This window comes from Variovorax sp. V118, assembly GCF_041154445.1.
Lineage (GTDB): Bacteria > Pseudomonadota > Gammaproteobacteria > Burkholderiales > Burkholderiaceae_C > Variovorax > Variovorax boronicumulans.
In genome coordinates this window covers 4,386,429-4,400,524 of the sequence record NZ_AP028663.1, presented here as the reverse complement: position 1 = coordinate 4,400,524, position 14,096 = coordinate 4,386,429, and the positions used below count along the sequence as shown (strand labels likewise).

The 14,096-nt window shown below is 70.1% G+C and carries 13 protein-coding genes and 1 pseudogene; 8 read left to right on the top strand and 6 right to left on the bottom strand.

The window, feature by feature from the left end:
- Window positions 1–44: 44 nt before the first annotated feature.
- Window positions 45–1,757, top strand: coding sequence for a hydrogenase maturation protein (locus ACAM52_RS20460; RefSeq protein ID WP_369644463.1), 1,713 nt, complete (start codon window positions 45–47; stop codon window positions 1,755–1,757).
- A gap of 7 nt (window positions 1,758–1,764) precedes the next feature.
- Here the strand turns inward: ACAM52_RS20460 and ACAM52_RS20455 are convergent, their stop codons facing one another.
- Genes ACAM52_RS20455 through ACAM52_RS20440 form a run of 4 tightly spaced genes read right to left on the bottom strand, consistent with a single transcriptional unit; the run spans window position 1,765 to window position 4,943 of the window.
- A complete protein-coding gene (locus ACAM52_RS20455) occupies window positions 1,765–1,989 on the bottom strand; it encodes a hypothetical protein (RefSeq protein ID WP_369644462.1) in 225 nt (74 codons plus the stop codon).
- Window positions 1,976–3,175 carry a CaiB/BaiF CoA transferase family protein gene (locus ACAM52_RS20450; RefSeq protein WP_369644461.1) on the bottom strand — a complete coding sequence of 400 codons (1,200 nt, stop codon included), beginning with the start codon at window positions 3,173–3,175 and terminating at the stop codon, window positions 1,976–1,978. The genes ACAM52_RS20455 and ACAM52_RS20450 overlap by 14 nt, the downstream gene beginning before the upstream one ends.
- A complete protein-coding gene (locus tag ACAM52_RS20445) occupies window positions 3,172–4,146 on the bottom strand; it encodes a Bug family tripartite tricarboxylate transporter substrate binding protein (RefSeq protein WP_369644460.1) in 975 nt (324 codons plus the stop codon). The genes ACAM52_RS20450 and ACAM52_RS20445 overlap by 4 nt, the downstream gene beginning before the upstream one ends.
- A gap of 41 nt (window positions 4,147–4,187) precedes the next feature.
- The gene (locus ACAM52_RS20440) at window positions 4,188–4,943 is read right to left on the bottom strand and encodes an enoyl-CoA hydratase/isomerase family protein (RefSeq protein ID WP_369644459.1); all 756 of its coding nucleotides are present in this window, start codon (window positions 4,941–4,943) and stop codon (window positions 4,188–4,190) included.
- A gap of 58 nt (window positions 4,944–5,001) precedes the next feature.
- On the opposite strand from ACAM52_RS20440, the gene ACAM52_RS20435 reads away from it, so the two are divergent.
- Entirely contained in the window at window positions 5,002–5,673 is a 672-nt protein-coding gene (locus ACAM52_RS20435) for a GntR family transcriptional regulator (protein WP_062478945.1), read from the top strand.
- A 20-nt stretch (window positions 5,674–5,693) separates the two neighbouring features.
- On the opposite strand, the gene metG is transcribed toward ACAM52_RS20435, so the two are convergent.
- A complete protein-coding gene (metG, locus tag ACAM52_RS20430) occupies window positions 5,694–7,790 on the bottom strand; it encodes a methionine--tRNA ligase (protein ID WP_139700204.1) in 2,097 nt (698 codons plus the stop codon).
- 228 nt (window positions 7,791–8,018) lie between these two features.
- On the opposite strand from metG, the gene ACAM52_RS20425 reads away from it, so the two are divergent.
- The 4 genes from ACAM52_RS20425 to ACAM52_RS20410 all read left to right on the top strand — a co-directional run bounded on the left by ACAM52_RS20425 (window position 8,019) and on the right by ACAM52_RS20410 (window position 11,082).
- Window positions 8,019–9,050, top strand: coding sequence for an isocitrate/isopropylmalate dehydrogenase family protein (locus ACAM52_RS20425; protein ID WP_369644458.1), 1,032 nt, complete (start codon window positions 8,019–8,021; stop codon window positions 9,048–9,050).
- Window positions 9,051–9,073: 23 nt separating this feature from the next.
- Window positions 9,074–9,799: a phosphodiester glycosidase family protein gene (locus tag ACAM52_RS20420; RefSeq protein ID WP_369644457.1), complete on the top strand. Its 726-nt coding sequence runs from the start codon at window positions 9,074–9,076 to the stop codon at window positions 9,797–9,799.
- Between the two features lie 48 nt (window positions 9,800–9,847).
- A complete protein-coding gene (locus tag ACAM52_RS20415) occupies window positions 9,848–10,543 on the top strand; it encodes a YceH family protein (protein WP_369644456.1) in 696 nt (231 codons plus the stop codon).
- 83 nt (window positions 10,544–10,626) lie between these two features.
- The gene (locus ACAM52_RS20410; RefSeq protein WP_369644455.1) at window positions 10,627–11,082 is read left to right on the top strand and encodes a hypothetical protein; all 456 of its coding nucleotides are present in this window, start codon (window positions 10,627–10,629) and stop codon (window positions 11,080–11,082) included.
- Between the two features lie 6 nt (window positions 11,083–11,088).
- On the opposite strand, the gene ACAM52_RS20405 is transcribed toward ACAM52_RS20410, so the two are convergent.
- On the bottom strand, window positions 11,089–11,562 hold the full coding sequence (locus ACAM52_RS20405) for an Lrp/AsnC family transcriptional regulator (RefSeq protein WP_354343049.1): 474 nt from the start codon (window positions 11,560–11,562) through the stop codon (window positions 11,089–11,091).
- An 88-nt stretch (window positions 11,563–11,650) separates the two neighbouring features.
- Here ACAM52_RS20405 and ACAM52_RS20400 point away from each other — a divergent pair, with 88 nt between their 5' ends.
- Together ACAM52_RS20400 and ACAM52_RS20395 are read left to right on the top strand one after the other, a co-directional pair.
- A complete protein-coding gene (locus ACAM52_RS20400) occupies window positions 11,651–12,832 on the top strand; it encodes a M20 aminoacylase family protein (protein ID WP_369644454.1) in 1,182 nt (393 codons plus the stop codon).
- Between the two features lie 27 nt (window positions 12,833–12,859).
- A pseudogene (locus ACAM52_RS20395) lies at window positions 12,860–14,059 on the top strand (diaminopropionate ammonia-lyase); the annotation flags it as partial.
- Window positions 14,060–14,096: the final 37 nt, after the last annotated feature.

Sequence of the window (14,096 nt, the reverse complement as noted above, 5' to 3'; positions counted from 1 at the left end):
GATACATTTTTGACGTTTAGAAACAAATGTCAATGAGGTCGCCCATGCACATCCTGCTCGTCGCGAGCGCGTTCAACAGCCTCACGCAGCGCGTGCTGGCCGAGCTCCAGGACCGGGGCCACACAGCGGGCATCGTGCTGGCGCTTGGCGATGACGAGGCGCTGCGTGAAGCCGTGCGCCAGCACGCGCCGGCACTCATCGTCGCGCCGATGCTGACCACGGCGATCCCCGAGGACGTCTGGCGCGCCCACACCTGCCTCATCGTGCATCCGGGCCCGCCCGGCGACCGCGGCCCGTCCTCGCTCGACCGGACGCTGCAGGGCGGCGTCGACAGCTGGGGCGTCACCGTGCTCGAGGCCGTGGCCGAGATGGACGCGGGCGACGTCTGGGCCTGGTCGCCGCTGAAGGTGCCGCCGCAGGCCGGCAAGAGCGACCTGTACCGCGGCGAGGTGGCCGATGCCGCCGTCGACGCCGTGCTGCTGGCCGTCGAGCGCTTCGCCTCGGGCACGTACAAGCCGAAGCGGCAGAAGGCGGCCGACCTCGCCGCCGGCTGGCGGCCCTTCATGAAGCAGGCCGAGCGCCGCATCGACTGGGCCACGCAGACCACCGAATCGGTGCTGCGACAGCTGCGCGCGGCCGATTCGCAGCCCGGCGTGCTCGACGATCTGCTGGGCGCGCCGTGGTACCTGCACGGCGGCCATGCCGAGGACGAGTTGCGCGGCACGCCCGGCGAACTGATCGCCACCCGCGCCGGCGCGGTTTGCCGCGCCACCGTCGATGGCGCGGTCTGGCTCACGCAGCTGCGGCCCTGGCGCGAGCCGGGTTCCGGCCTGCCGAGCTACAAGCTGCCGGCCGTCGAGGCGCTGGGCGCGCGGCTGCTCGCCGGCTTGCCCGAGGTGGCCGCGCCGCTAGAGTTGCCGGCCGGCCGTCGCACCTGGACTGACATGCGTTACAGCGAGCACGGCGCTGTCGGCGTGCTGAACTTCTCTTTCGCGGGCGGGGCCATGAGCACCGCGCAATGCCGGCGTCTGCTGGCGGCTTACCGCTTCGCCTGCACCCGCCCGACCTCGGTGCTGGTGCTCGGCGGATTGCGCGACTTCTTCTCCAACGGCATCCACCTGAACGTGATCGAGGCGGCGTCCGATCCGGCCGAGGAATCGTGGGCCAACATCCACGCCATGAACGACCTGGTTGAGGCCGTGCTCACCACCACCGACCGCCTCACCGTGGCCGCGCTGGGGGGCAATGCCGCGGCCGGCGGCGTGATGCTCGCGCTCGCGGCCGACGAGGTGTGGTGCCGCGACGGCGTGGTGCTCAACCCGCACTACAAGCTCATGGGCCTGCACGGCTCCGAGTACTGGACCTACAGCCTGCCGCGTCGCGTGGGCGCCGACGAGGCCGCGCGGCTCACGCAGTCGGCGCTGCCCGTGAGCGCCAAGCGCGCGGTGGCGCTGGGCCTGGCGCAGCGCGTGCTGCAGGCCGCGCCGGAAGAGCTGGGTGACGAGGTCGGCCGGCTGGCCGCGCAACTGGCGGCATCGCCGGACCTGGCCGCGCGCCTAGCGGACAAGCAGGCGGCGCGTGTGCGCGATGAAGCGGCCAAGCCGCTGCAGGCGTACCGCGACGAGGAGCTGGCGCACATGCGGCGCAACTTCTTCGATCCCGCCGAGCCGCACGCGGCGCTGCGCTCGGCCTTCGTGCGCAAGGAGAAAGCACAGCACACGCCCGCGCACCTCGCGGCGCTGGGTCTGCCGCGCTGAACGGCCGTCAGTCCTTGCTGTCGGGAATCACCGCGTCGGCCGCCGCGCCCACGGCCTTGCCGGTGATGCGCGCGGTGCCGATGGCGGCATCGGCCGCGAGGCCGACTGCGCCGGCGCCCACGCTCACGGCCGTGCTCGCGACGCTGACCACCGCGCAGCCGCTCAGCAGCAGCGCACCCGCGAGGCCGAGTGCGGAAAGGACGAAGGGGCGGAGGCGGTCACGGCGTTGCATGGGCGGATTCTGCACCCGCAGCGCTGGATCGGGCGAGTGACGCCAGGATCGCCTCGCGGTCCTGGTCCAGCCGCGGCGGTTGCCGTCGCACCTGCGTGCGCAGCCCACCGACGTGCACCGGGTTGCCCGCCACCGTGAGCGGCTGGCCGCCCTGCGTGCGCACCTGCACCAGCATCTCGCGCGCCTGCACCTGCGGGTCGTTCACCACCGCCGCCACGTCGTTGTAGTCGCCGGTGGGGATGTTGTGCTGCATCAGCAGCGCCTGCCAGTGCGCGCAGGGCGCGGTCGACAGGCGCTCTTCGAGCAACTGCTTGAGCGCCTCGTGGTGCTGGCAGCGCGCCGGGTTGGTGGCAAAGCGGGCGTCTCCGGCGAGCGCGGGCAGCTCGAGGGCCGTGCACAGGCGCTGGAACAGCGCGTCGTTGCCCGCCGCGATCACGAACCAGCCGTCGGCCGCGCGGAACACGTCGAAGGGCGTGATCGACGGATGCCGCGAGCCGATCGGCCCCGGCGCGCGGCCCTCGGCCTCCATGCGCGAGATCGCGTTCTCGAGCAGCGCGACCTGGCAGTCGAGCATGGCCACGTCGACCCGGTCGCCCAGGCCCGTGCGCCCGCGCTGCAGCAGCGCGGCCTGCGTGCCGACGGCCGCGTACAGCCCGGCACCGAGGTCGCCGATCGACACGCCCACGCGCGTCGGCGGCGCGCCCGGGTGGCCGGTGAGGCTCATGATGCCGCCCATCGCCTGCACCACCATGTCGTAGGCGGGGCGCCTGCTGTACGGGCCGGTCTGGCCGAAACCCGAGACCGAAGTGAACACGAGTTTCGGAAAGCGCGCGTGCAGCGTCGGCCAGTCGTAGCCCAGCTTTTCCATCGTGCCGGGCCGGAAGTTCTCGACCAGCACGTCGGCCGTGGCCAGCAGCTGCTCGAAGACCGCGCGGTCGGCCGGCGCCTTCAGGTCGAGCGCGATCGACTCCTTGTTGCGGTTGACCGACATGAAGTAGGCCGAGTCGCCTTCGACGAAGGGGCCGATCTGCCGCGCGTCGTCGCCCAGGCCGGGTTGTTCCACCTTGATGACGCGCGCGCCCAGGTCGGCGAGCAACAGCGTGCAGTACGGGCCCGCGAGCACGCGCGTGAGGTCGATGACGGTGAAGCCCTGCAGCGGGCCTGCCTTGGGTGCGTGCGCGGTCATTCGACGCTCGCGCCCGAGCGTTCGGTGAGTTCCTTCGACTTCGCGCCTTCGGCCAGGGCCCAGGCGCGGAACTCGGCCAGCGACTTCGAGGGCGCCGACTCGTTGCCCGACTTTTCCATTCGCGCCTTGACCTCGGGGTCGTTCAGCGCCGCCACGCTGGCGTCGAACAGCTTCTGTGCCACCTCCGGCGGCAGGCCGGCCGGGCCGAAGAGGCCGAACCAGAAGGTGTAGTCGTAGCCCTTCACGCCGGCCTCGGCCACGCTGGGCACGTCGTGAAAGAGCGGCGAGCGCTGGCCCGAGGTGACGGCCAGCACGCGCAGCTTCTGGCCCTGCGCCATCGGCAGCACCGAGGGCGGCGTGCCGAAGGTGAGCTGCACGTCGCCCGCGGCCACGGCCTGGATCGACGGCGCGCCGCCCTTGTACGGCACGTGCAGCATCTGCACGCCGGCCGCCTTCTCGAACGACAGGCCGGCCAGGTGCGTCACCACGCCGGCGCCCGACGACGAGTACGCCAGCTTGCCGGGGTTCTGCCGCGCCTCGGCGATCAGCGCCTGCACGGTCTTGGCGCTCACGTCCTTGTTCACCGCGAGCAGCATCGGCGCGGAACTCCAGCGCGAGATCGGCACGAAGCTCTTCGCACCGTCGTACTTCACGCTCTTGTAGAGCAGCTTGTCGCTGCCGTAGAGGTTGGCGCTGCCCAGCAGCAGCGTGTAGCCGTCGGGCGCGGCGCGCGCGACCTGGTCCGATGCGATGGTGGTGCCGGCGCCCGGCTTGTTGTCGATGACGATCGGCTGGCCGAGCAGCTTGCCCAGCTTGTCGCCGACGATGCGCGCCACGGTGTCGGCGCCGCCGCCGGCGGGGAAGCCCACCAGCAGCGTGATCGGGCGCGAGGGATAGGTGTCGGCCAGTGCGCCGGCCGAGGCCAGCAGCGCGGCGGCGGCGAACGAGAGGGCTCGCAGTTCTTGCTTCATGGGTTGTCTCCTGGGTCTTGTGTAGGGAAGGGCGGGCGCGCTCAGCGGCCCTGGAACACCGGCGTGCGCTTCTCGCGCCAGGCCCGGCCGCCCTCGGCGAGGTCTTCGGAGGCGACGGTGCGCTGCACCTCGCGCGAGATCGCAGCCGCGTCGGCGGTGCCGCGCGCGATCTGGTTCAGGTGCTTCTTCATGCCCAGCAGCGCCAGCGGCGCCATGCCCGCGAGCACGGTGCGCAGGCGCTGCACCTCGGCGTCGAGCGCGGCGGCGTCGTCGACCAGCTGCGTGAGAAAGCCGCAGTCGCGCATGGCGGCGCCGTCGAGCTTCTCGGCGGTGAGAAAGAGGCGCTTGGCCGTGTCCAGCCCCAGCCGCGACACGTAGCGCTCCATGCCGCTCTGGTAGTAGTGCAGGCCGAGCCGCGCGGCCGGCATGAACATCTCGGCGCTGCGGGCGCCCACGCGAAAGTCGCAGGCCAGCACGAGGTCGGTCGCGCCGCCGTAGACGCCGCCGTGCACCGCCGCGATGGTGACGGCGCGGCAGTTTTCGAACACATCGACCATCTCGCCGAAGCTGCGGCCTTCGGTCTGGCTCTGGGTGGCCACCTCTGATATATCAAACCCGCTGCAGAAGTACTTGCCCTCGGCGCGCAGGACCAGTACCAGCACCTCGGGCGTGCGGTTCACTGTGTCCACATGCTGGATCAGCACGGGAAGATCGTCCGGCGTGAGCTTGTTGGCGGCCTGGGGACGGTGCAGCGTCAGATAGGCCACGTGGCCGTCGATCGCGAGGGTGGGAGGCATTGATGTACCAAACAGATGAATTGATATATCTGTAAGGTTAGCTAATATCCAGATCGCCATGCAACCCGCGAAAACCCTCGACACCCACAGCCTGCAGGACCGCATCCGCGCCCGGCTCGAACAAGACATCCTGGGCGGCGTGCTGTCGCCCGGCATGGCCATCGACGAAAAGGCCCTGGCCCTGAGCTTCAACACCTCGCGCACGCCGGTGCGCGAGGCGCTGCTGCTGCTCAGTGCGCGCGGGCTGGTCGACATCGTTCCGCGCACCGGCATCTACGTGCGCCAGCTGCGGGCGAACGAACTGGTGGCGATGATGGAAGCGCTCGGCGAGCTCGAAGGCGTGCTGGCGCGGCTGGCCGCGCTGCGCATCGGCCCGGCGCTGCGCGAGGAGCTGCTGCGTGCCCTGGCCGGCACCGCCGCGCAGGCGCAGGCGGACGACGCCGAGGCCTACCAGCAGGCCAACGCCGCGCTGCACGACGTGATCTACCGCGCCAGCGGCAACCCCTTCATCGTGGAGCAGGCGCAGACCGTGCGGCTGCGCATCTCGGCCTACCGTGGGCGGATGTTCGAGAAGCCCGGCCGGCTCGCCGCTTCACAGCGGGAGCACGAACGGGTGGTCGAGTGGATTCTCAAAGGCCATGCGGACAACGCCGCGGAGGCGATGCGCGACCACATCTCGGTGGGCGGCAAGGTGTTTGCCGACCTCGTGTTGAACAACAAGTTCGGCTAGTTCTTCTTTGCGTCGTCGGGTCAGCGCACGCGCATGCCCGGCGTCGCGCCAGCCCAGGGCTCGAGCACGTGGATGCCCGGGTGGGCCTTTTCGTCGCCGTGGCTCGCGGCCAGCACCATGCCTTCGCTGACGCCGAACTTCATCTTGCGTGGTGCGAGGTTGGCGACCAGCACGGTGAGCTTGCCCACGAGCTGCTCGGGCTGGTAGGCCGAGGCGATGCCGCTGAACACGTTGCGCGTCTTGCCCTCGCCCGCGTCGAGCGTCAGGCGCAGCAGCTTGGTCGAGCCCTCGACCTTCTCGCAGGCCACGATCTTCGCGATGCGCAGGTCGATCTTCGCGAAGTCGTCGATGGTGATGGTCGGCGCGATGGCTTCGCCGCCGGGCAGCTCCTGCGCTTCGGTGGCGACGGGTGCGGCAGCCGCGGCTTCGGGCACGTCGAACAGCTTGTCGACCTGCTTGGGGTCGGCGCGCTGCATCAGGTGCTTGTAGTCGCCGATGGCGTGGCCGGCCGGCAGGGTCTGCGCGGCGTCGGCCCAGGTGAGTGGGGCGATCTTCAGGAAGGCCTCGACGTTCACGGCCAGCGCCGGCAGCACGGGCTTCAGGTACAGCGTGAGCAGGCGGAAGGCCTCGATGCACACCGTGCACACGTCGTGCAGGCGCGCCTCGGCGCCTTCCTTCTTGGCCAGTTCCCAGGGCTTGTTCTGGTCGACGTACTCGTTCACCTTGTCGGCCAGCGCCATCACCTCGCGCAGCGCGCGGGCGTAGTCGCGGCCGTCGTACAGCGACTGCACCTGCGTGGCCGCGGCGCGCAGCGTGGACAGCAGCGTTTCGCCGTCGGCCGACACCGCACCCAGCTGGCCGCCGAAGCGCTTGCCGATGAAGCCGGCCGCGCGGCTGGCGATGTTGATGTACTTGCCCACGAGGTCGCTGTTCACGCGCGCCACGAAGTCGTCGGGGTTGAAGTCGATGTCCTCGTTGCGGCCGTTGAGCTTGGCGGCGATGTAGTAGCGCAGCCATTCGGGGTCGAGCCCGATCGACAGGTACTTGAGCGGGTCGATGCCGGTGCCGCGGCTCTTGCTCATCTTCTCGCCGCTCACCGTCAGGTGGCCGTGCACGTACACGGCGTTGGGCGCCTTGCGGCCGCTGAAATGCAGCATCGCGGGCCAGAACAGCGTGTGGAAGGTGATGATGTCCTTGCCGATGAAGTGCACCTGCTCCAGCTCGGGGTCGGCCATGTACTCGGTGTACGAGATGCCGTCGCCGCCCAGCTCGATGCAGCGCTTGTCCAGCAGGTTCTTCAGCGAGGCCAGGTAGCCCACGGGCGCGTCGAGCCACACGTAGAAGTACTTGCCCGGCGCATCGGGAATCTCGATGCCGAAGTAGGGCGCGTCGCGGCTGATGTCCCAGTCGCCCAGGCCGCCCTTGCCTTCGTCGTCCTTGTAGAGCCACTCGCGGATCTTGTTCTGCACCTCGGGCTGCACGTGGCCGGGGGCGGCGGTCCATTCCTTCAGGTAGGCCTCGCAGCGCGGGTCCGAGAGCTTGAAGAAGAAGTGTTCCGAGCTGCGCAGCTCGGGCTTGGCGCCCGACAGCGCCGAGTACGGGTTGATCAGCTCGGTGGGCGCGTACACCGCGCCGCACACCTCGCAGTTGTCGCCGTACTGGTCCTTCGAATGGCAGTTGGGGCACTCGCCCTTGATGAAGCGGTCGGCCAGGAACATGCCCTTGGCCGGGTCGTAGAACTGCTCGACGCTCTTGGTCTCGATGAGGCCGTTGGCGCGCAGGTCGCGGTAGATGTCCTGCGCCAGCTGGTGGTTCTCGGGCGCGTCGGTCGAGTGCCAGTTGTCGAAGGCGATGTGGTAGCCATCGAGGTAGGGCTTGCGACCCGCGGCGATCTCGGCCACGAAGGCCTGCGGCGTCACGCCGGCCTTGTCGGCCGCGATGGTGATGGCCGCGCCGTGCGCGTCGTCGGCGCACACGAAGTTGACGTCGGCGCCATTCATTCGCTGGTTCCGCACCCAGATGTCGGCCTGGATGTATTCCATCATGTGGCCGATGTGGAACTTGCCGTTGGCATACGGCAGGGCGGTGGTGACGAAGAGCTTGCGCGGGGCGGACATCGGGGAGGGCGCTTTCGGGAGTGACGAACGGAAGGGGCGCGGGGCCCGTGGAGGCGGCCAGGGGCCGCGTCCGGGAACCGGGCATTTTAGGCGGCCCGTCCCGCAGCCGCCGCCATGGGGCTGCTCACCCCGCCGGCGGGGGGTACCCGGAGTGACCCCGAAGGCCGCGGGGGTGTCGCCCGTGCGACGTATGCTCGCAGCCTCTTTACTGAAAGTGAGCCGCCGCCGATGACCACCTCGATCCCCGCAACCCTCATCCCCGGCGACGGCATCGGCCCCGAGATCGTCGACGCGACCCTGGCGGCCCTCGACGCGCTGAAGGCGCCTTTTGTGTGGGACACCCAGATCGCCGGCCTGGGCGGCGTCAAGGCCTCGGGCGACCCGCTGCCCAAGGCCACGCTGGACAGCATCCGCAGCACCCGCCTGGCGCTCAAGGGCCCGCTCGAAACCCCCTCGGGCGGCGGCTACCGCTCGTCGAACGTGCGCCTGCGCGAGGAGTTCCAGCTGTACGCCAACCTGCGCCCCGCGCGCACCATCATCCCGGGCGGGCGCTACGACAACATCGACCTGACCGTGGTGCGCGAGAACCTCGAGGGCCTGTACATCGGCCACGAGCACTACGTGCCCATCGACGGCGACCCGCACGCCGTGGCCATGGCCACCGGCGTCAACACCCGCAAGGGCAGCCGCCGCATCCTCGAATACGCGTTCGACACCGCCGTGGCCACGGGCCGCAAGAAGGTCACGCTGGTGCACAAGGCCAACATCATGAAGGCGCTCACCGGCATCTTCCTGGAGACTGGCCTGGACCTGTACGAAGAGAAGTACAAGGGCCAGTTCGAGCTCGACACCGTGATCATCGACGCCTGCGCGATGAAGCTGGTGCTCAACCCCTGGCAGTTCGACATGCTGGTGACCACCAACCTGTTCGGCGACATCCTCTCGGACCTCGTGGCCGGGCTGGTCGGCGGGCTGGGCATGGCGCCCGGCGCCAACATCGGCACCAACGCCGCGATCTTCGAGGCCGTGCACGGCTCGGCGCCCGACATCGCCGGCAAGGGCATCGCCAACCCGATCGCGCTGATGCTGGCGGCCGCGCTGATGCTCGACCACGTCAAGCGGCCCGAGCTGGCCACGCGCCTGCGCACCGCCATCGACCAGACGCTCAACCTGGACAACGTGCGCGCTGGCGACCTCGGCGGCAGCGCCGGCACGGCGGCCTTCACGAAGGCGCTGGTCGCGCGCATCAACGGCGGTTGAGAAAAGCAGACAGTGCAGGTCGCATGAAAAAACTGCTGCTGCCTGCGCTGGTCTTCCTGCTCGCCGGCCTGGCGTGGTCCGCCGCCGGCGCCGTGGACGCGCCGCCGCGCTACACCGTCGTCAAGGTCGACCTGCGCACCGACAAGCTCGCGCTGTTCCTGAACGACGACACCGGCACCGCCTTCAAGCGCTTCGACCGGCTCGAGGCCTGGCTGAAGGCGCGCCACAAGCAGCTGCTGTTCGCGGTGAACGCCGGCATGTACCACGCCGACTTTGCGCCGGTCGGCCTGCTGGTGCGCGAAGGCCGCGAGGAAGCGCCCTTGAATCTGGCCGACGGCGTCGGCAATTTCTTTCGCAAGCCCAACGGCGTGTTCCTGGTGACGGCCCAGGGGCCGCGCATCGTCGTGGCGTCGGAGTACCCGGCGATCGCGGCGAAGGGCGGCGTGCAGTTGGCGACCCAGTCGGGCCCGCTGCTGCTGCGCCACGGCGCGGTGCACCCGGCGCTCATTCCGAATTCGGATTCGCGCAAGACCCGCAACGGCGTGTGCGTGTCGGGCTCCACCGCGGTCTTCGTGCTCGCCGAGACGCCGGTGAATTTCTACGACTTCGCGCTGTACTTGCGCGACGTGCTGCATTGCCGCGACGCGCTGTACCTCGACGGCACCGTGTCGGCGATCTATTCGAAGACACTGCAGCGCAACGACTTCGTGCGCGACCTCGGGCCGATGCTGGCCGTGGTGGCGCCCTGAGGCCCGGCTGCCTTTTCACTTCTGTCCCTGTCTCCTTCTTCCCGAGCCATGTCCACACCGCTGCCCGTCCTGTCCCTCCTCGAAACCCGCGTTCTCGGCGTGCTGGCCGAAAAGCAGCGCACCGTGCCCGACAGCTACCCGCTCACGCTCAACTCGCTGGTGTCGGGCTGCAACCAGAAGACCAGCCGCAACCCGGTGCTCGAACTCAGCGAGTCGCAGGTGCAGGCCGCCATCGACAGCCTGAAGGGCTACAGCCTCGTGGCCGAGACCAGTGGCGGGCGCGCCTTCCGCTACGAGCACAACATCGACCGCGTGCTGCGCTTGCCGTCGCAGTCGGTGATCCTGCTCACCGTGCTGATGCTGCGCGGTCCGCAGACCGCCGGCGAGCTGCGCATCGCCTGCGACCGCATGCACAACTTCGCCGACATCTCGTCGGTCGAGGGCTTTCTCAATGAACTCGCCGAACGCCCGGCCGGCGCGCTGGTGGTGAAGCTGGCGCGCCTGCCGGGCGCGCGCGAAAGCCGCTGGGCGCACCTGCTGAGCGGGCCGCCCGCGGAAGAGGTGGCGGGGCCTGCGGGCGCATCGGGCGACGGCGCCTTCGCCACGCACGGCGATTCGCTCGGCGAAGTCGCGGCGCTCAAGGCCAACGTGGCGCGGCTGGAGGCCGAGGTGGCGTCGCTGAAGGCGCTGCTGGGGCGCGTGTGCGCGGAACTGGGCATTGCGCCCGACGCGCCGACAGCCTGATACCGCGCTTCACACAGGCTTCATCCAGCCCGCACATTCGCTGCCTACCGTCGGACCCATTGCGAACCAATGGAGCTCCGAGCATGGACCACGGACAAACGGCCACCTGGCGCGACCCCGCGCCCTTCGACGACATCACCCACCGCCTGCTGGGCGGGCTCGCCGCCCTGGCCGGCGTGGCCAGCCTCTACGCCTTCTTCTGGTGGGCCGCCTCGGCCACCGGCTTCCTGCTGTTCGATGGCTGGTGGCACACCTGGCGCGGCCTGGGCACCGCGCTCGCGTTCCGCGACGCTGACTCGGCGTTCTACCTGCTGAGCTGGACGCTGTCTGTTCTTGGCGGCGCGATCGGCTGGCTCGCGCTGGTCGCGCTCGCCGTGACCCATCGGCGTGGCTGGGGCGCGGTGCCGATGTGGATCAAGGCCGGCTGCCTGCTCGGCGCCGTCGCAGGGCTGGCCTTCGAACCCGGCCGGCTGCTGGCGCTGGCGCCGATCGTCGGCGCGGTGCTGCTGATGCTGCGGTCGATGTTGTCGGCGCGCTGAGCAGGATCAAGGTCCCGCCGACACCGGCACATCCAGGCTCACCTTCACCGGGTCCATCGTCACCAGCGTGCGAAAGCGCTTGACGTTGTTGCTCTGGAAAAACAGCTGGCGGGTGAGCGCGGTGTACTGCGCCATGTCGCGCACCACGCACACGAGGATGAAGTCCCACTCGCCCGTCACGTAGTAGCACTGCTGCACCTGCGGGCAGTCGCGAAAGCTTTGCTTCATGGCGTCGAGCCGTTCGATCTGCTCGCTCTCGGCTTCGACCTCGACCACGATGGTGAGTGGGTGCCCGAGCGCGGCGGGCGACAGCACGGCGCCGTGGCGCTGGATCACGCCCTCGTCGCGCAGGCGCTTGAGCCGGCGGTTCACCGCCGCCGTCGACAGGTGGATGCGCTCGCCCAGCTCGCCCTGCGAGAGGCGGCTGTCGGCCTGGATCAGTTCGAGCAGGCGCAGGTCGAGGGCGTCGAGGGGTGTCATGAGAAAGGGCAGGCTTCGCGCAAAAACGTTGCGTGGCAGCGGCTCATTTTGCGCACCTGTCCCGCTGCGTTGTCAATAGCATCTCGCCATGAAGTTTCCAGACGCACCCCTGCGCGACCAGCTGGCCGGCTGGCGGCACCAGCTGCATGCGATGCCCGAAACCGGCTTCGAGGAGGCGAAGACCTCGGCTTTCATTGCCAACGCGCTGCGGGCGCTGGGGCTCGAGGTGCACACCGGCATCGGCGGCACCGGGCTGGTCGCCAGCCTCACGGTGGGCAGCGGGACGGGCGTGATCGGCCTGCGCGCCGAGATGGACGCGCTCGCCATCACCGAGCTGGCGACCGAGCGGCCGTACGCCTCCGGCACGCCCGGGCGCATGCACGCCTGCGGCCACGACGGCCACATGGCGATGGTGCTCGGCGCCGCGCAGCTGCTGCGCGAGCGGCGCGATTTCGACGGCACCGTGCGCTTCATCTTCCAGCCCGCCGAAGAACACGGCCGCGGCGCCCGCGCCATGATGGACGACGGCCTGTTCGAACGCTTCCCGGTCGACGAGATCTACGGCCTGCACAACATGCCCGGCCTGCCCGCCGGCACCTTCGCCACGCGCGCGGGCGGCCTCATGGCGAGCGAAGACAACTTCGTCATCCACATCCACGGCCGGGGCACGCATGCGGCGCGGCCGCACATGGGCATCGACCCGATCGTGATCGGAGCGCAGATCGTGCTGGCGCTGCAGACCATCGTCTCGCGCACGCTCGACCCCGGCGCGCAGGCCGTGGTGTCGTGCACCGAGTTCATCACCGACGGCATCCGCAACGCGATTCCGTCGAATGTGGTCATCAAGGGCGACACGCGCAGCTACGACCCGGCCGTGCAGCGCATGCTCGAGGCGCGCATGCGCGAGATCAGCGAAGGCATCTGCCGCATGCACGGCGCGGAGTGCACGTTCAGCTACACGCACGAGTTCGCGCCCACCGTGAACTGGGCCGAATGCGTGCCGACCGCGGTGGCCGCCGCCACGGCTGTGGTGGGCGCCGAAAAGGTCGATGCGAATGTGGCGCCGATGATGATCTCGGAAGACTTCGGCGCCTTCTTGCGCGCCGTGCCGGGCGCCTTCGTCTTCCTGGGCAACGGCGCCGAGGGCGAGTCCGGCGGCACGCCGCTGCACAACGGCCGCTACGACTTCAACGACGCGGTGCTGACCACGGGCGCGCGCTACTTCGCGGAAATCGTGCGGCGGCGGCTTCCCGTGCGCACCGCCGCCTGATCCATTCTTCTTTCCGGTTTTCTTCCCATGCTCTTTGCCAACCCTCACGCGCAACGGCGCGGCTACGACGCGGCCCTGCAGGCCGTCATGAACATCGCACGCGGTCGCGAGAGCCGCCAGTGGCTGTCCACCTGGGACCGGCTCTCGCCGCAGCCGACGCCGGCCTGGCCGCTGCCCCGGCTCGCCGCGCAACTGGGCATCGCACAGGTGGTCGTGAAGGACGAATCGCGCCGCTCCGCGCTCGGCAGCTTCAAGGTACTGGGCGCGCCCGTGGCCTTGCTGCGCCTGGTGCTGCGCCGCTGGCCCGAGCGGGGCTGGACGCCCGCCGACCTGTTCGCGGGCCGGCATGCCAAGGCGCTGCGCGACTTCGTCGTCATCAGCGCGACCGACGGCAACCATGGCCGCGCATTGGCCGCGGCGGCGCAGAGCATGGGCTGCCGCTGCGTGATCGTGCTGCACGCGCAGGTCAGCGAGGAGCGCGAGGCGCCCATCGCCGCGCTCGGCGCCGAGATCGTGCGCATCGCCGGCAACTACGACGCCTCGGTCGAAGAGGCCGCGCGCCTGGCCCGGGTGAACGGCTGGGAGGTGGTCTCCGACACCTCCTACGAAGGCTACGAAGAGATTCCGCGTGACGTGATGCAGGGCTACGGCATCCTCGCCGACGAGCTGCTCGAGAACAGCGCGCCCGGCGCGCCGTGCCCCTTCACGCACGTCATCGTGCAGGGCGGCGTCGGCGGGCTCGCGGCCGGCGTGGCCAGCCATTTCTGGGAGCGCTACGGCGCCGCGCGGCCGACCTTGATCGTCGTCGAGCCCGAGCAGGCCGACTGCCTGCTGCAGAGCGCGCGCAGCGGCCGGCCCGACCGCGCCACCGGCAGCGTCGATTCGGTGATGGCGGGGCTGGCCTGCGGCGAGACTTCGCCGCTCGCGTGGCGCTTCCTGCAACCCTCGGTCGACCTCTTCATGACCGTCACCGATGCCGACGCCGAGCACGCCATGCGCACCTTCGCCACCGGCGAGGAGGGCGACGTGCCGGTGCTGGTCGGCGAATCCGGCGCGGCCGGCCTGGCCGCGCTGCAGGTGCTCGCGGCCGACCCCGAACTGGCGCGCGCCGCCGGCCTCGACGCCCGCTCGCGCGTGCTGCTGTTCAGCACCGAAGGCGCGACCGCGCCCGGTGTGTACCGCACGCTGACCGGCCGCACAGGCGAAGAAGTCGTGGCAGCGCAGGCGCAATGGCTGCAGCGCGAAGGCATCGCCGAAGCCGCGT